This is a genomic window from Mycobacterium sp. OAS707, from assembly GCF_014873705.1.
In the GTDB taxonomy this organism is placed as follows: Bacteria; Actinomycetota; Actinomycetes; order Mycobacteriales; family Mycobacteriaceae; genus Mycobacterium.
In genome coordinates this window covers 934,361-952,920 of the sequence record NZ_JADBDS010000001.1, presented here as the reverse complement: position 1 = coordinate 952,920, position 18,560 = coordinate 934,361, and the positions used below count along the sequence as shown (strand labels likewise).

General features: G+C 65.7%; 19 protein-coding genes. 11 read left to right on the top strand and 8 right to left on the bottom strand.

The genetic code is table 11. The features are described 5' to 3' along the window. The first annotated feature begins 25 nt into the window (after positions 1 to 25). The 3 genes from leuC (at position 26) to GGC64_RS04655 (ending at position 2,878) form a co-directional block, all read left to right on the top strand. The gene (gene leuC / locus GGC64_RS04665; RefSeq protein ID WP_192721263.1) at positions 26 to 1,459 is read left to right on the top strand and encodes a 3-isopropylmalate dehydratase large subunit; all 1,434 of its coding nucleotides are present in this window, start codon (positions 26 to 28) and stop codon (positions 1,457 to 1,459) included. A 12-nt stretch (positions 1,460 to 1,471) separates the two neighbouring features. Beyond that, positions 1,472 to 2,065 (top strand): 3-isopropylmalate dehydratase small subunit, encoded by a 594-nt coding sequence (gene leuD, locus GGC64_RS04660; RefSeq protein WP_192721262.1) that lies wholly within the window; start codon positions 1,472 to 1,474, stop codon positions 2,063 to 2,065. Between the two features lie 192 nt (positions 2,066 to 2,257). After that, positions 2,258 to 2,878 (top strand): HU family DNA-binding protein, encoded by a 621-nt coding sequence (locus GGC64_RS04655; RefSeq protein ID WP_192721261.1) that lies wholly within the window; start codon positions 2,258 to 2,260, stop codon positions 2,876 to 2,878. A gap of 102 nt (positions 2,879 to 2,980) precedes the next feature. On the opposite strand, the gene GGC64_RS04650 is transcribed toward GGC64_RS04655, so the two are convergent. From GGC64_RS04650 to cofC, 3 genes are all read right to left on the bottom strand, one after another. After that, positions 2,981 to 3,910, bottom strand: coding sequence for an NUDIX hydrolase (locus tag GGC64_RS04650; protein ID WP_192721260.1), 930 nt, complete (start codon positions 3,908 to 3,910; stop codon positions 2,981 to 2,983). A 54-nt stretch (positions 3,911 to 3,964) separates the two neighbouring features. Next, entirely contained in the window at positions 3,965 to 6,118 is a 2,154-nt protein-coding gene (locus tag GGC64_RS04645) for an RNA degradosome polyphosphate kinase (protein ID WP_192721259.1), read from the bottom strand. A gap of 66 nt (positions 6,119 to 6,184) precedes the next feature. After that, on the bottom strand, positions 6,185 to 6,847 hold the full coding sequence (gene cofC / locus GGC64_RS04640; RefSeq protein WP_192721258.1) for a 2-phospho-L-lactate guanylyltransferase: 663 nt from the start codon (positions 6,845 to 6,847) through the stop codon (positions 6,185 to 6,187). A gap of 56 nt (positions 6,848 to 6,903) precedes the next feature. Between cofC and GGC64_RS04635 the strand changes: the two genes are divergently transcribed. The 4 genes from GGC64_RS04635 to GGC64_RS04620 all read left to right on the top strand — a co-directional run bounded on the left by GGC64_RS04635 (position 6,904) and on the right by GGC64_RS04620 (position 10,525). Further along, positions 6,904 to 7,884 (top strand): NAD(P)H-dependent glycerol-3-phosphate dehydrogenase, encoded by a 981-nt coding sequence (locus GGC64_RS04635; protein ID WP_192722395.1) that lies wholly within the window; start codon positions 6,904 to 6,906, stop codon positions 7,882 to 7,884. Between the two features lie 4 nt (positions 7,885 to 7,888). Beyond that, positions 7,889 to 8,992, top strand: a complete 1,104-nt coding sequence (locus tag GGC64_RS04630) for a cystathionine gamma-lyase (RefSeq protein WP_192721257.1) — start codon at positions 7,889 to 7,891, stop codon at positions 8,990 to 8,992. A gap of 125 nt (positions 8,993 to 9,117) precedes the next feature. Beyond that, positions 9,118 to 10,239: a D-alanine--D-alanine ligase family protein gene (locus tag GGC64_RS04625; protein WP_192721256.1), complete on the top strand. Its 1,122-nt coding sequence runs from the start codon at positions 9,118 to 9,120 to the stop codon at positions 10,237 to 10,239. Between the two features lie 100 nt (positions 10,240 to 10,339). After that, a complete protein-coding gene (locus tag GGC64_RS04620; RefSeq protein ID WP_192721255.1) occupies positions 10,340 to 10,525 on the top strand; it encodes a hypothetical protein in 186 nt (61 codons plus the stop codon). Between the two features lie 3 nt (positions 10,526 to 10,528). On the opposite strand, the gene GGC64_RS04615 is transcribed toward GGC64_RS04620, so the two are convergent. From GGC64_RS04615 to GGC64_RS04600, 4 genes are all read right to left on the bottom strand, one after another. Beyond that, on the bottom strand, positions 10,529 to 11,191 hold the full coding sequence (locus tag GGC64_RS04615; RefSeq protein WP_192721254.1) for a response regulator transcription factor: 663 nt from the start codon (positions 11,189 to 11,191) through the stop codon (positions 10,529 to 10,531). Beyond that, on the bottom strand, positions 11,188 to 12,396 hold the full coding sequence (locus GGC64_RS04610; protein WP_192722394.1) for a histidine kinase: 1,209 nt from the start codon (positions 12,394 to 12,396) through the stop codon (positions 11,188 to 11,190). The genes GGC64_RS04615 and GGC64_RS04610 overlap by 4 nt, the downstream gene beginning before the upstream one ends. A gap of 283 nt (positions 12,397 to 12,679) precedes the next feature. Further along, on the bottom strand, positions 12,680 to 13,213 hold the full coding sequence (locus GGC64_RS04605; protein ID WP_192721253.1) for a DUF3515 domain-containing protein: 534 nt from the start codon (positions 13,211 to 13,213) through the stop codon (positions 12,680 to 12,682). A gap of 10 nt (positions 13,214 to 13,223) precedes the next feature. Then, positions 13,224 to 13,466 carry an Lrp/AsnC ligand binding domain-containing protein gene (locus GGC64_RS04600; RefSeq protein ID WP_192721252.1) on the bottom strand — a complete coding sequence of 81 codons (243 nt, stop codon included), beginning with the start codon at positions 13,464 to 13,466 and terminating at the stop codon, positions 13,224 to 13,226. 74 nt (positions 13,467 to 13,540) lie between these two features. Between GGC64_RS04600 and GGC64_RS04595 the strand changes: the two genes are divergently transcribed. From GGC64_RS04595 to GGC64_RS35125, 4 genes are all read left to right on the top strand, one after another. Further along, positions 13,541 to 14,494 carry a thiamine-phosphate kinase gene (locus tag GGC64_RS04595; RefSeq protein ID WP_192721251.1) on the top strand — a complete coding sequence of 318 codons (954 nt, stop codon included), beginning with the start codon at positions 13,541 to 13,543 and terminating at the stop codon, positions 14,492 to 14,494. A gap of 31 nt (positions 14,495 to 14,525) precedes the next feature. Continuing rightward, positions 14,526 to 15,209, top strand: a complete 684-nt coding sequence (locus GGC64_RS04590; RefSeq protein WP_192721250.1) for a uracil-DNA glycosylase — start codon at positions 14,526 to 14,528, stop codon at positions 15,207 to 15,209. A 573-nt stretch (positions 15,210 to 15,782) separates the two neighbouring features. Then, complete coding sequence (locus tag GGC64_RS04585) at positions 15,783 to 16,574, top strand: helix-turn-helix domain-containing protein (RefSeq protein ID WP_192721249.1); 792 nt, start codon at positions 15,783 to 15,785, stop codon at positions 16,572 to 16,574. 115 nt (positions 16,575 to 16,689) lie between these two features. Further along, positions 16,690 to 18,219, top strand: a complete 1,530-nt coding sequence (locus GGC64_RS35125; protein WP_192721248.1) for a PGRS repeat-containing protein — start codon at positions 16,690 to 16,692, stop codon at positions 18,217 to 18,219. 104 nt (positions 18,220 to 18,323) lie between these two features. On the opposite strand, the gene rpmB is transcribed toward GGC64_RS35125, so the two are convergent. Further along, positions 18,324 to 18,518, bottom strand: coding sequence for a 50S ribosomal protein L28 (gene rpmB / locus GGC64_RS04575; RefSeq protein WP_015306200.1), 195 nt, complete (start codon positions 18,516 to 18,518; stop codon positions 18,324 to 18,326). Positions 18,519 to 18,560: the final 42 nt, after the last annotated feature.

The following is an 18,560-nucleotide window of genomic DNA, read 5'->3' as shown; positions in this document are numbered from 1 at the left end:
GTCCCAGATTGTGAGATAGTCAAGTATGACCAGTGTCGACACGCCGCGCACGATGGCAGAAAAGGTGTGGGCGGACCACGTCGTCGCCCATGGAGCAGGCGAAGGCGCGGGCCGCGAGCCCGACTTGATCTACATCGACCTGCACCTCATTCACGAGGTGACGAGCCCGCAGGCCTTCGACGGGCTCCGGCTGGCCGGCCGCACGGTGCGCAGGCCCGACCTGACGATCGCCACCGAAGACCACAATGTGCCGACGGTCGACATCGATAAACCGATCGCCGACCCGATATCGCGGACACAGGTCGAGACGCTGCGTCGAAATTGCGAAGAGTTCGGCATCCGGTTGCATCCGATGGGCGACGCCGAACAAGGAATCGTGCACATCATCGGTCCGCAGTTGGGACTGACGCAGCCCGGCATGACAGTGGTGTGCGGTGACAGCCACACGTCGACGCACGGCGCATTCGGTGCACTCGCGATGGGCATCGGCACATCCGAGGTCGAGCACGTGTTCGCAACACAGACCCTTGCACTGCGGCCGTTCAAGACCATGGCCGTCAATGTGGACGGCCAACTGCCGCCCGGAGTGAGCGCGAAGGACATCATTCTCGCGGTGATCGCGAAAATCGGCACCGGTGGGGGACAGGGCCACGTCATCGAATACCGCGGCAGCGCCATCGAATCGCTCTCGATGGAGGGCAGGATGACGATCTGCAACATGAGCATCGAAGCCGGCGCGCGCGCCGGCATGGTGGCACCGGACGAAACCACGTTCGAATTCTTGCGCGGCCGCCCGCATGCACCGAAGGGTGCGGAATGGGACGCAGCGGTCGCCGCATGGCTGGCATTGCGCACCGACGAAGGCGCTGAATTCGACACCGAGGTGTATCTCGATGCGGCCACGCTGAGCCCCTTCGTCACGTGGGGTACCAACCCAGGACAGGGTGTTCCGTTGTCGGATTCGGTCCCGGACCCGGAGCTGATGTTCGACGAATCTGAACGGCAATCGGCCGAAAAAGCGTTGGCGTACATGGATCTTCGTCCCGGCACGGCGATGCGCGACATCGCGGTGGACGCAGTTTTCGTCGGGTCGTGCACCAACGGCAGGATCGAGGATCTGCGCGTCGTCGCCGACGTTCTGCGCGGACGCAAGGTGGCCGACGGGGTGCGGATGCTGATTGTGCCGGGTTCGATGCGTGTGCGCGCACAGGCCGAATCAGAGGGGCTCGGGGAGATCTTCACCGCGGCAGGCGCGGAATGGCGCCAAGCCGGTTGCTCCATGTGTCTTGGAATGAATCCAGACCAGCTGTCGCCCGGTGAACGTTGCGCGTCGACATCGAACCGAAATTTCGAAGGCAGGCAAGGCAAGGGTGGTCGCACCCATCTGGTGTCGCCTGCAGTCGCTGCAGCCACTGCGGTGCGCGGCAAGCTGTCGTCCCCTGCCGACCTGACTCAGTAATAGGAGATCGTCATGCAAGCGTTTCGCACGCACAAAGGTATCGGCGTTCCACTGCGCCGGTCGAATGTGGATACCGACCAAATCATCCCCGCCGTCTATTTGAAGCGGGTCACCCGAACAGGTTTCGAGGACGGCCTATTCGCGGCCTGGCGTAACGATCCGTCTTTCGTGCTCAATCTGCCGCCTTTCGACAAGGGCTCAGTGTTGGTGGCCGGACCCGATTTCGGCACCGGCTCGTCACGCGAACATGCGGTCTGGGCGCTGATGGACTTCGGTTTCAGGGTGGTCATCTCATCGCGATTCGCCGATATTTTTCGCGGCAACGCGGGCAAGGCGGGACTGTTGGCGGCCGAAGTAGCGCAAGATGATGTGGAACTCCTGTGGAAGCTCATTGAGGAGCAGCCGGGGGTGGAAATCACTGTGAACCTTCAAGATCGGAATATCGTCGCGGGAACGGTCATGCTGCCGTTCAAGATTGACGATTACACCGCCTGGCGATTGCTCGAGGGTCTTGACGATATAGGTCTTACGCTGCGGAAACTCGATGAAATCGAGACCTACGAAGCGCGTCGGCCGAACTGGAAACCGCGCACTCTGCCCGCGTGACTCAATGGCTCCGGCGAGCCGAAATCGCCGCCTTTCACCCGCTTCTCGGGGCCCTCGACAGGAGTCCAAGGGGGGCAAGAAAGTTCGCTAGTTTCGCTTGAAATTGCGCGTGGCTCTTGGAAATCAGTGGTCATTGGGTTTACCGTGTCCTCTAGTCGGTCCAAAGAGGACCACTGGTTTCGGAGGTTTTGCATGAACAAAGCGGAGCTCATCGACGTACTCACGGAGAAATTGGGCTCGGATCGTCGGTCGGCAACTGATGCGGTGGAGAACGTCGTCGACACCATCGTGCGTGCGGTTCAAAAGGGTGACAGCGTCACCATTACCGGCTTCGGTGTTTTCGAACAGCGCCGTCGTGCCGCTCGTGTCGCGCGCAACCCGCGTACCGGCGAGACCGTGAAAGTCAAGCCAACATCCGTGCCGGCCTTCAGGCCCGGCGCTCAGTTCAAAGCGGTTATCTCTGGCGCACAAAAACTCCCGGCGGAAGGACCAGCAGTGAAACGTGGCGCAACCGCGGGCGGCGCCCGCAAGGCCGTGAAGAGGGCGGCCGTTAAGAAGGCAGTGAAGCGGGCCGCAGTCAAGAAGGCCGTGAAGCGTACTGCCGCGAAGAAGGCCGTCAAGAAGGCCGCAGTCAAGAAGGCCGTGAAGCGGACTGCCGTCAAGAAGGCAGTGAAGCGGACCGCAGCCAAGAAGGCCGTGAAGCGTACTGCCGCGAAGAAGGCAGTGAAGCGGACCGCCGCCAAGAAGGCTGTCAAGAAGGCCGCAGTCAAGAAGGCAGCGAAGAAAGCTCCGGCCAAGCGCGGCCGTCGCTAAATTTCGTCATCGGGCACGCCGTGGGTCACCTGGCCCGCGGCGTGTCTGTGTGTGGTGAGTTCAGCGGAACGTCGCGGACTTTGGCTCTAACTCAGCAGGGCACTACTTCTTAGAGGCCAGCGGGCTGCCGATATGGTCGGCGGCGATCAAGCGGTCATCGGTCAATGACATCACCCACGTGCTGCCTTTGCGATTGCGCGACTTGTCAGGGCGGACTCCGTCCCGCTCGCACCACCATGCGATCAGATCGGGAATCACCTTGCCCTGGGTGCAGATGACGGGCGTCCCACCGGCCGCCGCGATTTCGAGGATCCGGTGTCTGGCCGCTTTTCGATTGTCAGCGTATGCCTCTTCGGTCAACGCGGGCTCGCCGGCGATCGTGGCGCCGAGTTCTTCGGCGAGCGGTTCGAGCGTCTGATGGCACCGGACGCGGTCGGCGGCGTAGAGCGTATCGGCGCCGAACGACAGCAGCACACCGACCAACGACTCGGCCTGTGCGCGGCCGTGCTTGTCCAGTGGTCGCTTCCTGTCGTCGCCCTTGTACCGCGACTTGCTGCCGGCAGTCCCATGCCTCACGATCAACACGGTCTTGGTGTCGACGGGTTGTTTTGCGAAGCGGCGCAAGACTTTTCGATCGTGTGGATACTCCAGGTGCTTCAATGCCTCGGCGACGGGAAGCCACTTGAGTTCGTCGACTTCGGCGTTCGGACTGAACTCCCCGTCGACTCTGCGCGCCGCCCAGTACCGCACCTTTTTGGTGCCCTGCTCGACGGGATAGCTGACCGCGGCGAGTCGCCTGCCGAGGATCGACGCATAACCGGTTTCCTCGTGTACTTCCCGCACGGCCGTCACGGGTTCGGTCTCGCCGGGATCGACCTTGCCCTTGGGTAGTGACCAGTCGTCGTAGCGGGGGCGGTGGATGATCGCCACTTCTGGCGCCGACGGGTCGCCGTTGTGCCGCCACAGCACCGCACCGGCTGCGAGAACAGCCTTGCTCACCGGGACAGCATCCGATGACAGTTCCTTCGGCACCTCAACTCCTGCAGGTCATCCGGGCCCGACGGGCCGTCATGCTGGTCTGTTCGGTCACGGATGTCGGTGGCGTTCCATCAGCGAAACCTGATGGTCGCGTACGGTCTCGCCCGCACTCGGCAACGCTGTCCAGTGCCCGTCGGCACCGAGTTCCCAGCATCGTGTCGCGGGATCCATCGTGGAGTCGAACACCTCGTCCAGTTGAGCGGTCAGCCTCGGATCCTTCACCTGAGCCATGACTTCGACACGCCGGTCGAGATTACGATGCATCATGTCGGCGCTGCCGATCCAGAATTCGTCGATGGCGCGGAAGTGAATAATCCGCGAGTGTTCGAGGAATCGGCCGAGAATCGAGCGAACGACGATGTTGTCCGAGTATCCCTGCGCGCCTGGCTTCAGCGCGCAGATGCCGCGCACCACCACTTCTACTTTCACACCCGCCTGAGAAGCGCGATACAACGCATCGATCACCTGCTCGTCGACCAACGCGTTGGCCTTCATCCGAATGCGGCCCTCCGCCCCGTCACGGGTGGCGGCGATTTCTCGCTCGATGCGTTCGATGATGCCCTTGCGCACCCCGTAGGGCGCCACCATCAGGTTGCGGTAAGACTCCTTGCGGGAGTAACCCGTCAGCGAGTTGAACAGATCGGTGAGGTCGGCGCCGATGTCGGGTGCGGCGGTCAGCAAGCCGACATCTTCATATAGTCGCGCGGTTTTCGGGTTGTAGTTGCCCGTGCCGATGTGGCAGTACCGCCGGATGGTCGAGCCTTCGCGCCGCACCACCAAGCACGTCTTGCAGTGCGTCTTGAGTCCGATCAAGCCGTAGACCACGTGCACGCCCGCCTGTTCCAACGCGCGGGCCCACTTGATGTTGGCCTGCTCGTCGAAGCGGGCCTTGATCTCAACGAGTGCAACAACTTGCTTGCCGGCCTCCGCCGCATCGATGAGCGCGTTGACGATCGGTGAGTCACCGGAGGTGCGGTACAGCGTCTGCTTGATCGCCAACACGTTGGGATCGGCCGCGGCCTGCTCGATGAATCGCTGCACCGTGGTGGAGAACGAGTCATACGGGTGATGCACCAGCACATCGCCGTCGCGAAGCGTGGAGAAGATGCTCTTGGGTGTTTCGCGTTCACCGAAGGCCGGCGGTGTCGCGGGTACGAATGGCGGATCCTTGAGCGCGGGGCGGTCGACGCCGTAGATCTGCCACAGCGACGACAAGTCGAGCAGCCCAGGCACTTCGATCACATCGCCAGGGTCGACGTCGAGTTCGCGCAACAGCAACTCGAGCATGCTCTCGGTCATGTCGTCGGACACCTCGAGACGAACGGGCGACCCAAAGCGGCGCCGCGCCAGTTCTCGCTCGAGCGCCTGCAGTAGATCCTCGTCGCGATCCTCTTCGACCTCGAAATCTGCGTTACGCGTGATACGGAACGCGTGATGCTCGACGACATCCAAGCCAGGGAAGAGCACCGACAAAAACGCGGCGATCAACTCTTCCATCGGCAGGAATCGCACGACGTCGGAACTGCCTTCGCGGCGTGCGAGTTCCACGAACCGGTCGACGTTGTCGGGTACCTTGACCCGCGCGAAGTGCTGTCCACCGTCGTCGGGATGTTTGACGGTGATGGCGAGGTTCAAGCTCAGCCCGCTGACGAACGGGAACGGGTGCGCCGGGTCGACGGCCAACGGCGTCAACACCGGGAAGACCTGTTCGTGGAAGTAGGTCGACAGACGCGACCGTTCGTCGTCGTCGAGTTCGTTCCACGTCACGATGACAACGCCTTCGTCGGCCAGCGCTGGTCGCACGGAGTCGAGGAACACATGCGCATGCCGGTTGGCGATCTGCTGGGTGCGCTCGTTGATGCGCCGCAACTGCTCGCGCGGTGACAGGCCGTCGGCTGATCGCACCGAAAGCCCCATCTCGTCGCGACGCTTCAGGCCGGCGACGCGCACCATATAGAACTCGTCGAGGTTCGACGCGAAGATCGCCAGGAACTTCGCTCGTTCGAGCAGCGGTAATGAGGTGTCGGCCGCGAGTGCGAGCACCCGGGCGTTGAAGTCGAGCCAGCTCAACTCGCGGTTGAGGTACCTGTCGTCGGGCAGCGGGTTCTCAACGGCCGGCGACGTGGCAGCCGGTGGTGCCTCTGGCGCCGAGTCGACCAAGTCCGCGCCGTCGGGTCGGATCTGGGCTTCGGCTTCTGTCATGTTTCCGATGATTCCTTATTGAGCAGCTACCCGGCTACCGCCGTGGTGCATCCCGTCGCCTGCTGTTCATCTCGGGCGGCCGATGGCCTGCGCCGTTGCGGTGCCGACGCCGAGGCGGCGGGCCATCAGCAGGTCGTCGGGGGTATCGATGTCACACCGCAGGCCCGGCCACGCACCTGTCAGCTCGATGGCTCCTGAATGTCGATGGCGCTGAGCCGAATCAGGGCCGAATTGAGGGTCGAGTCCGACGCCGAAGGCAAACAGCGCACTGGTTCCGGTGCCGTGCCGGTCGCCGACGAAGCTTCTCGGGTAGCCGCGGGCCGCGGCGATCGCCTCCGCGAGCTCCTGCGTCTGCAGGGCCGGCAAATCACCTTGCAGCGCAACGACATTCGGCGTCTCGAGCCGGGCCGCGCTTTCGGCTGCCGCCAGGGCGTTGTTCAACGGATTGGGGTGCCCGTCGGGCGTCGGGTCGACGAGCACGCGTGCGCCAAGCGCTCGCGCGGCAGCCGCGGCAACCTCGTCGGGGGTGACGACGGTGATGGAGCGCAGCGCGGGAACGGCCGAGGCGGCGGTGATGGTGTCGATGAGCATGGCCAGGACCACGTTCTCGCGGGTCGCCGCCGAGAAGACAGGGGCCAGGCGGGTCTTGGCCGCAGTCAATCGCTTGACGGCGATCACCAGCGCCACATCTGCGACGTCGCCGGTTCCGGTGCCGCTCATGAGCGCCATCCTGCCAGCCCCCTCGACCGGTCAACTAATGTGAAGCGGTGGTCGAGGCGGCGGTGATGGGGGCCGGTGCATGGGGGACTGCACTGGCGAAGGTGCTGGCTGATGCAGGTAACAACGTCAGATTGTGGGCGCGTCGTCCCGAATTGGCCGACGAGATCAACGACACACAACGCAACACCTCCTATCTAGGTGATACGGAGCTGCCGAAGTCGATCCGCGCGACCAGCGATCCGGCCGACGCGCTGGCCGGTGCCTGCACAGTGTTGTTCGCGGTGCCGTCGCAGACGATGCGGACCAACCTCACGGGCTGGCGAGAGCTGATCGGCGACGACGTCACGCTGGTGAGCCTGGCCAAAGGCATCGAGCTGGATACGTTGATGAGGATGAGCCAAGTCATCGTGCAGGTGACAGGAGCTGACCCATCGCGCGTCGCTGCGATCACCGGCCCGAACCTGGCAAGCGAAATCGCCGAAGAACAACCAGCGGCCACCGTTGTCGCGTGCAGCGACTCGGGCAGGGCGGTGACGCTGCAGCGGGCGCTGTCGACCGGATACTTCCGTCCGTACACCAATGCCGACGTGATCGGTGCCGAAGTCGGCGGTGCATGCAAGAACGTCATCGCGTTGGCATGCGGCATGGCCGCCGGTGTCGGACTGGGGGAGAACACCGCGGCGGCGATCATCACGCGCGGCCTCGCCGAGATCATGCGGCTGGGAATCGCGTTGGGCGCCAAACCCGCAACCATGGCCGGCCTCGCCGGTGTCGGGGACCTGGTGGCCACGTGCACGTCCCCGCATTCACGCAACCGTTCGTTCGGCGAGCGCCTGGGCAGGGGCGGCACCATGGAGTCGGCGCTGGCGGCCGCGGGCGGCCACATCGCAGAGGGCGTCACCTCGTGCGAGTCGGTGCTCGCGCTTGCGGAAAGTTACGACGTCGAGATGCCGCTGACCGATGCGGTGCAGCGCGTCTGCCACAAAGGGTTGTCGGTCGACGAGGCGGTCGCCCTGCTGCTGGGGCGCAGCACGAAGCCGGAGTAGATTCATGGACGGCACGTACGGCGATTCCACCCGCAGCGTCAAAGCCGTTGGCTCGGAAGCGATTCCTGGCAGTCCAGTCACACCGCCGCCTGTGCCGGCTTCGGCATATCACCTGTCGCCCGACGAGACCGAATCACTGGATAGTTACGGTCGCAGTTCCAATCCGACGTGGCGCCAATTGGAATCGGCACTGTCCGAACTGGAAGGCGCGGCAACGGCGTTGACGTTCGCATCCGGGATGGCGGCGATCACCTCGGCGCTGCGCGTGCTCGCCAAACCCGGCACCAAACTGGTGGTGCCCGCCGACGGCTATTACCAAGTCCGCCGCTATGCCGCGGAATACCTTGCACCGCAGGGTGTTACGGTGGTCGAAGCGCCCACCACGAACATGTGCGAGGCCTCTGCGGACGCCGACGTGGTGTTGGCGGAGACGCCGTCCAACCCCGAATTGGATGTCGTCGATCTGCACCATCTCGCGATGAACTGCCGCGGCCGCGGCGCCACGTTGATCGTCGACAACACCACCGCCACGCCGCTCGGCCAGCAGCCACTGTCCTTGGGCGCCGATCTCGTGGTGGCCAGCGCAACGAAAGCCCTTTCGGGGCACAGTGATTTACTCGCCGGCTATGTCGCGGGCAGCCAACCCGATTTGATGCAGGCCCTCGAACGCGACCGGCTGCTCGCCGGGCCCATACTCGGTGCGTTCGAGGCGTGGCTGGTGTTGCGCAGCCTCGGCAGCGCGGGGCTGAGGTTCGAGCGGCAATGCCAGAACGCGCAGGCGCTCGCGGTGATGCTGCGCGCGCATCCCGCAGTGAAGTCCGTGCGGTATCCAGGTCTGCCCGACGATCCGTCGCATCCGATCGCCACGCAGCAGATGAAACGCTACGGCGGGCTCGTCGCAGTGGAACTCGAAGATGCCGCGGCCGTGCGCACGCTGGTCGAGCGCAGCGCGCTGGTGATCGCGTCGACCAGTTTCGGCGGAATCCACACGTCGGTGGACAGGCGCGCCCGCTGGGGAGATGCGGTCAGCGACGGGTTCGCCCGCATCTCGCTAGGCATCGAGGACACCGACGACCTGATCGCCGACTTCGAGGAAGCGATGCGGTAGCGCAACCGCGCCAACCTGAGCGTGTGGTCGAAAAATTCGCGAGATGTCGCACACAAGCTCAGATTCGGCCAGGTCGGAGCGCTGCATCATGCGTGTGCGGGCCAGAGCGGTAGCCTCTCTAGGTTGTGACTGCCCACCAGTCCGGTCCAACCGGACGCATCCGCGTCGCTGTCGTGTACGGCGGGCGCAGCTCCGAGCACGCGATATCGTGCGTTTCCGCTGGCAGCATCCTGCGCAACCTCGACCCGGAACGGTTCGAGGTGGTCGCGGTGGGCATCACGCCCGGCGGATCGTGGGTGCTGACCGACGGTCGCCCCGAAACGCTCGCGATCACCGACGGCCGGCTGCCCGAGGTCAGTGCGGCATCAGGCGCCGAACTGGCGTTGCCCGCCGACCCGGTTCGCGGCGGTCAGCTGCTGTCCCTCGGTCAGGGTGGCGAGATGCTCGAAGCGGTCGACGTGGTGTTTCCCGTCCTGCACGGCCCGTATGGAGAGGACGGCACCATCCAGGGGTTGCTCGAGCTCGCCGGTGTGCCGTATGTCGGAGCGGGTGTCCTGGCCAGCGCGACGGGAATGGACAAGGAATTCACCAAGAAGCTGCTGCTGGCCGAGGGACTGCCGGTCGGCGAGCATGTCGTGCTGCGGCCGCGCCAGGACACCGTCGAACTCGAGGACCGCGAGCGGCTCGGACTGCCGGTGTTCGTCAAACCCGCACGCGGCGGCTCGTCCATCGGTGTCAGCCGCGTCACGGCGTGGGACCAGCTGCCTGCCGCAATTGAGTTGGCCCGCAGGCATGATCCGAAGGTGATCGTCGAAGCGGCCATACCGGGACGCGAATTGGAGTGCGGCGTACTGGAATTCCCCGACGGCAGAATCGAGGCCAGCACGGTCGGCGAGATTCGGGTCGCGGGCGTGCGCGGCCGTGAGGATGGCTTCTACGATTTCGAGACCAAGTACCTCGACGACGCCGCAGAGCTCGACGTGCCCGCCAAGATCGATGACGAGCTGGCAGACACGGTGCGGCAGTTGGCTATTCGGGCCTTCAACGCCGTTGATTGCCAGGGCCTGGCGCGCGTCGACTTCTTTCTCACAGACGAGGGGCCGGTGGTGAACGAGATCAACACCATGCCCGGTTTCACCACCATCTCGATGTACCCGCGGATGTGGGCGGCCAGCGGCGTCGACTATCCGACGCTGTTGACCACCATGGTCGAAACGGCACTGCGGCGCGGCACCGGCCTGCGCTGAACATCCTGCCGTAGGCGGCAGCGGCTCCTACCGCCGTAGGACACCAAAGACCGGACTTGGGCACGATGTGTGTCCGGTGCCGATTTTCTAGCGTCAAAGCATGACATGGGCAATCGCTACGCCGGTACCGCACACCAACATTCGACGCTGGCTGGCCGAAGTGGCCCGCCTTGTCACGCACGCCTTCCGCGGCGCCCCGCGCCCGCCAAAGCCCGGTCCTGTGCACGGACATCGGGAACCGTTCATCGAGGACGCCGCGATGGCGCGCGAAATGTCGCGACTGTGAAGCTCAGCGCGGCGTGACGATGCCATGGTCGTAGGCGTACACGATCGCCGCGGCGCGGTCGCGCAGATCGAGCTTGACGAAGATGCGGCCGATGTGGCTCTTCACGGTGACGTTGGAAATGCCCAACGCGTCGGCGATCTCGGCGTTGGAGCACCCCTTCGCAATCAGCGTCAGCACGTCGAGTTCGCGTGCGGTGACATCCGCGACCGGCTTGACGGGTGAGGGCGCTGCCGCGTTGCGGTAGGTGGCGAGTACGCGCGCGGTGACCGCCGGGTCCAAATAGCTGTCACCGCGCGCGACCGCTCGGACGGCGCGGATGAGTTCCTCGGCCGACGAGTCCTTGAGCACGAAGCCGGCCGCGCCGGCACGCAATGCGCCCGACAGCAACTCGTCGTCGTTGAAGGTGGTCAGCGCGAGCACCGGCGGACCGCCGTCGGCCGCCAGTCTGGCCGTCGCTTCGATGCCGCCGACGCGTTTCATCCGCAGATCCATCACGACGACGTCGGGTCGGTGCTTCGCGACGGCGTCGGACACTTCGTCGCCGTCGGAGCATTCGGCGACGATCGTGAAACCGTCCTTGCGGCGCAGGATTCGGCGCAGGCCGGAGCGCACCAGATCCTGATCGTCGACCAGCAGCACGGCGACGTCGAATGGGTCGTCGTTCACCGGGTACACCACGGCGGAAAGTGCACGGAGTCGGCGTCGGGCAGCGGAATGTCGGCGCGTACCAGCCAGCCGTCGTCGGACGGCCCGATGTCGATGGTGCCGCCGAGTAGCTCAACGCGTTGCCGCATGCCCCGAAGGCCCCGTCCTTCACAGGCACTCGTGGCGACCACAGGTGCGGGCAGTCGATTCGCGATGGTCAGCGTCGCCGACGCGCGTGCGATGGCCAACCTCACCGTGGACCGCGAATCAGGGGAGTGCTTGGCGATGTTGGCCAACGATTCCTGCGTGATGCGATACAGCGCCAGCCCGATAGCGGCCGAGACGCGGTCTAGTCGCCCGTCGATGTCGAGATCGATCGCCAGACCCGCGCGAACGAAATCGTCGACGAGGCCGCTGATGTCGGCCACGGTGGGTTCGGGAGCCAGCTTCATCGGAGCGCCGTCGAGTAGCCCAACAGTGCGACGGATGTCCGACATTGCCTGCCGACCAAGCTGCTCGGCTTGTTCGAGCGCCTCGACCGCATCGTCGACGTCGCGGTCCTGTTGCAGCCCGCGCCGTGCACCGGTGACATGAAGAAGCGTGACCGACAAAGAGTGGGCGATGACATCGTGTACTTCGCGGGCAATGCGTCTGCGCTCATCGGCTGCGGCGTGCTCGGCCAACTGTGCCTGCGCCTGCTGCTGTTCGAGCAGCAACTGCTGCTGAGTGCGCATGAGATAGCCGACCAGCCAGGCCATTCCGACGATGCCGAGGTACAGGGCAACCGAGTCGAGGCGGTCGAGCGCCGAGGCGAGAAGCAGCAGAGCGGTGGCCGATGCGGTGGCAATGAAACCCGCGACGGCCGTCGAGATGGCTCCGACCTCGCCGATCATCAGCGCAAGTATCAGCGGGGCGAAGTCGGTCGGAACCGGTGTCGCCGTGGCGAACAGGAGGATCGCGGCCGATGCCGTCCAAGCAATGCCGACCACATCGGCTACCCACTTGACGCCGAAGACGAAGAACAGCGCGAATGGGAAGAGGGCCACCGTGACGCCGAGCAGCGCCACCAGCAGATCGGCAGCGGGCCGCTGCAGCGTTGCGATGACCACGGTGGTGACCAGGGTGACGTCGATGGCGATGACGAACGGCCAGTTGTAGCCAAGCGGAATCAGCTCACCCCGTTTGCGCAGAGTATCGCGCACGTGGCGCATCACCGCACCCAGCATCGTGCCATCGTAGAAGGATTCGTGGCCGCCGTACATCATGCTGCGGTCGATACCGGCCTCCTACCACGGTCGTAGACGGAGATTCGGACTTCGGCACGACGACACCGCGTCGAATCATGGCGTCGAATCATGACGCTGGCGCGGTCACGAGCCGCTATGCCGTCTGCGACAAGTGCGGTCGCCCGCCGAACTGTTCGGCGAGCAGTCCAGTGACAACTTCGATTACATTGTGCTGGAACTTGATAGCCGCTGAACGACTTCGCCTGCCGACTTTAGGCACGTACTACCGCGCCGGTGCGGGATCAATCGGCTTCGCGGGCAATGCTTTTGCAATGACGTCCGAGATCTCCTGTATCGGTGTCGGTCCGGAGCCCTGCGGCAGAGTCAGCGCCACATACACCGACCGGTCAACGGCGAACCATGTGCTGCGGCCTTGATCGGCCAGCTCGAACCACTGCACGGCGTCGACCACTTGGAGCGGAGAGCCGACGACGAACTCGGCAGGCCGGTCAAGGCCGCAGCGCAGAATCACCGCTTCGCCGCCCGCCGTCCAGGCAGCCGCCCCTGCTGGCGCAGGCTGTAGCGCCGGGGCACGACGATAGTCACCCAGTTGGGCCGGAAGCGCGCCTAGAAGCGCTCGGCATTCGGCGCTGTCACCCTTGGGTGCGGGCACCGATGCGATCGCGACGGGCTGCTGGCCGGGCGGCGACTGCCGCAGCGCGGCGACGACGAGGATGCCGACCATCGTCCCGACCGCAACCACCAGCGCCGCGATCAGTAGCGCCCGCGGGGGCCCGTCGCGGGTCTCGGCATCCACGGCCCAAACTCTAAGGGCCGACCCCGTTGGCGATCGGGCAGGTCAGCGTGCGGGTGATGCCGGTGACCTGCTGCACGCTCGGAACGATGTCGGCCTGCAGGTCGGCCAGCGTGTCGGCGCCGATTCGGGCCACCACGTCGTAGGGACCTGTGACGTATTCCGAGGACAACACGCCAGGCAGCGCGGCGAGTTGCTTGGCGACGACCTCGGCGCGGCCCACCTCGGTCTGGATCAGCATGAAAGCCTCGACCACCCGGTTCCCCTCCATCTCGCTGCATAGACTGCTGGCCGCAGGGCCCAAACGTACCGCAGCCCCGGGGAGGTGACATGGCGAGCGACGAGGCCGAGACCCTGGCCGGCGTGGGGGAGTTCGCCGTCATCGACCGGTTGGTCGCGGGCAGGCGTCAGCCCGAAACGGTGCAGTTGGGCCCAGGAGACGACGCGGCGGTTGTCAGCGCTGCCGATGCCCGCGTGGTGGTCTCCACCGACATGCTGGTCGAGGGAAAACATTTCCGGCTGGACTGGTCCTCCCCGCACGAGATCGGGCGAAAGGCCATCGCTCAGAACGCCGCCGACATCGAGGCGATGGGCGCTACCACCACCGCTTTCGTCGTCGCCTTCGGCGCGCCCGGTGATACGCCGACACAGCTGGCGATCGAACTGGCCGACGGTATGTGGCACGAGGCAGGGCTGCTCGGCGCGGGCATTGTCGGTGGTGATCTGGTGAGCGCTCCGCAGTGGGTGATCTCGGTGACCGCGCTGGGGGATCTGGCAGGGCGTCCAGCGGTACGGCTCGACGGAGCTTCAGTCGGTGACACTGTCGCGGTGGTGGGCGACCTGGGCTGGTCTGCAGCTGGATATGCGTTGCTGCGCAACGGCATTGAGGGCTTCGAGGCCTTGCGTCGTCGTCATCTTGTGCCCGAGCCACCGTACGGGCAGGGTCGCGTCGCCGCCGAAGCCGGCGCCACCGCGATGACCGACATCTCCGACGGCCTCGTCGCCGACCTCGGACACATTGCGAAAGCCTCGGGGGTCGGCATCGATCTGTCGGGTGATGCGCTTGGGTCATACCGTGACGCACTCTCGGCCGCAGCCGCCGCGACGGCGATGGACCCGTGGGCGTGGGTGCTTGCCGGGGGTGAGGACCACGCGTTGGTCGCGACGTTTTCCGGCGAACCGCCGACCGGCTGGGCCACGATCGGCAGCGTGCTGGGCGGTGCACCCCGCGTTCTGCTGGATGGTGAGCAATGGCACGGCGACACGGGTTGGGAGTCGTTCTGAGCGACCCCCGCGCACGCTAGGTTGACGAGTCATGACCGCACGTCCGCTGACCGAACTCGTCGAAGAGGGCTGGGCCGCCGCGCTGGAGCCGGTCGCGCCGAACGTCGCGGCGATGGGCGAGTTTCTGCGTGCCGAGATCGCGGCGGGCCACCGTTACCTGCCTGAAGGTCCGAACGTGTTGCGCGCCTTTACCTTTCCGTTCGACCAGGTGCGGGTGCTGATCGTCGGGCAGGATCCGTACCCGACACCGGGCCATGCCGTCGGGTTGAGCTTCTCGGTCGCGCCCCACGTGCGGCCGCTGCCGCGCAGCCTGGACAACATCTTCGCCGAGTACGGCAAGGACCTGGGGTTTCCGCCGCCTGCCAACGGCGACCTGTCGCCGTGGGCGCAGCGGGGCGTGATGCTGCTGAACAGGGTGCTCACCGTGCGGCCTGGTACTCCGGCGTCGCATCGCGGCAAGGGGTGGGAGGCCGTCACCGAATGTGCGATCCGGGCGCTGGTGGCGCGTCAGCAGCCGCTGGTTGCGGTCTTGTGGGGCCGCGACGCGTCGACACTCAAGCCATGGCTCGAGGGTGAAGACTGCGTGGCGATCGAGTCGCCGCATCCGTCGCCGCTGTCGGCATCGCGCGGGTTCTTTGGCTCGCGACCCTTCAGCCGGGCGAACGAGTTGTTGGAGAAGATGGGCGCCGAACCGATCGACTGGCGCCTTCCCTGATTCGTTACTGAATCCCAGCGCGTGTGTCGACTCCGGGAGGCAGTACCACCGTCGCTCCCGGTAGAGGCGGACCTCCGGAAGACTGATCGTCGGGGCGTGCGACGGACCCATCAGGCAATGTGCATGTCGCGCCAATCAGAGGATCGTTGGCATCCGGCCCTGGGTTAGACGTGCCTCCAAGCGTGATGCAGCAATCGAATCGAGCGTTGTACATGTCCCTCGCTGTGTAGCTGCCGCCATTCTTCTTCTTGACCTGTTGGATCTGGTCACTGATGCAGCCGTAGTAGTCATTCACTCCGGCCGGCGGTTTTGGCTTGGCGTCGGCGGTCTCGGCCGCATTGAAGCTGACAACGCTAACCGCGACGATGACCGCGGCAGCAGCCGCGAATCGGTGTGATCGGCGAACGAAGGCGCTACTCCCTCGGACATGCCACCTACAGTGAATTCCAAGGCTTTTCACAGCAAACCCTCCCTGTTGTCAAACTGAGCAAACTGTACGAGTTGTCTGTCAGAATCTCTGTGGATCGTTTCGCTCATTGAAACGACGCATCATCAAGCGGGAGTCGAACCGACGTGGCAGGTGAGGTTGTATCCGACGACCGCACCATGGTCGGCCGCGCCTTCGCTGTCATCGAGGCCGTCGCCGCGCACGGGCCGCCGGTGTCACTAGCCGAATTGGCCTACATAACAGGGATTCCCAAGCCGACCACGCATCGCATCGTCAACAACCTGGTGGCACGCGAGCTCCTGAAGCGCACCGACCGCGGCTACGCGCTAGGCCCTGCCTTGAGTCGGCTGGGCGAAACGGCTTCTCTACAAAGAGATTTCGAGCGTTATATTCCGGTACTCGAGGACCTGCATGCGGCATACGGAGGGGCTGCGTGGCTGACCGCCGGACGTGAAGTGGACAAGGTGCAGCCGGTTGTGATGGTGTGCGACAAAGGCCTTGTGGCAGCTGCGCGGGCGCTCTGGCCCGCACCAGGCACCTCGGCGATGTTGGCGAATACCGCCGGAGGGCATCTGGCGTTGGCGCAGCGGCCCGAATTATTTGAACAGGTTGCCCGCCGCGGGATGGCGCCGTCGACCCCGAATTCACTGCGCGAGGTGAGCGAGTTGTCGGCCACCGTGGATCGAGTACGCAGAGACGGATTCGCCGTGGAGTCCGAGCAGAGCACTCGCGGATGGAGTTGCGCGGCGGCGCTATTGCCAAGCACCACGGACACGCTCGCCGTCATCGGCGTCACGCTGCAGGTCGGCCGCGCCAATTCGCGCGAAGTTCTGCGTGCACTTCTGCGGGCATTCAACGCAATAGCCGCCGACGATGGGCCGCTCAGCCGCCAGGGGGTCCGACGGCCGTTTCAGTGACTGAAACGACCGAAAGACACCTTGCCAAGCCGCCTCGTAGTGTTTGCCCATTCAAGGTTTGGCAGCGGAGCAGTGACTGTGCCGCTCGCCGCCGTCTAGAGGAGGGGGCGTACCAATGGCCACACACCGCACTATTACCGCTGCGCTCGCCACGGGTGTGCTCGTCGCGAGCGGCGCCGCAGCCAGCCAGGTCCGAACCGAGTCAGTGTCGACGCCTGTTCCTGTGCGGAGCGTCGTCACGACGCCGGACCCAATGTTGGCGGCGGCCGTCACACCGAACAAGTTGTTTTCGGCGGCGTTGTCGTATCTGGGCTCTGCGGGCGGAGCGGTCGACACCGCAGCGCCGGCTTCGGTCGACACCGCAGCGCCGGCTTCGGACGGCTCCGCTGCGCGGAGAGCCGAAAGCCCAACCGGCGCAGCTACTTCCAATCCAAGCCTGTTCTTCGCGCCAGCTGACCTGTCGGCGTCGGTGACACCGTCGTCCGGCGGATCGTCAGCATTTGCCCCGGCCTTCGCGCCGCTGGTGCCTCTCGGCGGATCGACGGCGTTCCTCGGGCTGATCGGGCCGGGCGGATTCCTGATCGGCAACGGCGTGCTGCCCGGCCAGAACGGCGGCATTCTCTTCGGCAACGGCGCCGACGGTGGCCCCGGCCAAGATGGCGGCAACGGCGGCCTCTTCTTCGGTAACGGCGGCAAAGGCGGCGACGGAGCAGCCGGACAGCAGGGCGGCAACGGCGGGCACGCGGGACTCATCGGCAACGGCGGCGCCGGTGGACGCGGTGGCGATGACCTGGAGACCACGGCCGACGCACGCGGGCGCAGCGGCGGTAGCGGGGGCGCAGGCGGCCTGCTCTTCGGCAACGGCGGTGCCGGCGGCGACGGCGGCCAGGGGATCACTGTCGACGGTATTGGCCGCGGCGGCGGAGGCGGCGACGGTGGCAAGTCCGGGCTGTTTGGCGGCGCGGGCGGTGCGGGCGGCTTTGGTGGGCTGGGCGACAGCACCAACGGCGAAGCCCAGGGCGGCCACGGCGGTGACGGCGGTGACAGTGCGCGCGGAGGTGGTGGCGACGGCGGGCCCGGCGGCGAGGGCCTCAGTAAAACCGACAATGCGTTCGGCGGCTCCGGTGGCGACGGCGGCAATGCGACTGTTAGCGGCGACGGCGGTGCCGGCGGCTTCGGCGGCATTGGCATCAGCACGTCGGGCCAGGGCGTGGGCGGCAACGGCGGCTCAGGCGGCGATGGAAAGGGCAGCGGAAGCGGGGGCGCAGGCGGTGGCGCCGCATCCGGTAACAGCAACAGCGGCAACGCATTCGGCGGCGGCGGCGGCTTCGGCGGCGCGGGCGGTTCGCGCGGAAGCGGTGGTGATGGCGGCTTCGGCGGCGCGGCCGGCAGCCAGTCCGGCGATGCAGTGGGTGGCATGGGCGGCGCCGGTGGGCCAAGCGGCACCGGTAAAGCGGGAGGCGCAGGAGGCGGTGGCGGGGGCGCCGTCGATGTCTCCGGCAATGCTTTCGGCGGCGATGGTGGCACCGGCGGGCACGGCGGTAAGGGTGCCCCTGGGGGCGCGGGCGGCGCGGGCGGCCCAGCCACAAGTACTACGGGAAGTGAGACGCCGGGCACGGCAGGCGCTGCCGGCGCCGACGGATAGGTTCCGCGTTATCGAAGCTCGCCGAAATCGACGTTTTAGCGGCGTCTACTCGGGCTTTCCCGCCTATTTGTCCGTTTGGCGCGTCAGCCCGCGTGAGCCAGCGGTCAGCCGCGCGAGACCTTGCCCGCCTTGATGCACGAGGTGCACACGTTGACGCGCTTCTTGTTGCCGCCGGGGTGGGTCACGGCGCGCACGGTCTGAATGTTCGGATCCCAGCGACGGCTGGTCCGGCGATGGGAGTGCGACACCGACTTGCCGAAGCCGGGGCCCTTTCCGCAGATCTCGCAGACGGCAGCCATATCTAGAAACTCCTCGAATCAGTACTTGGGGGGTCTGGGCTT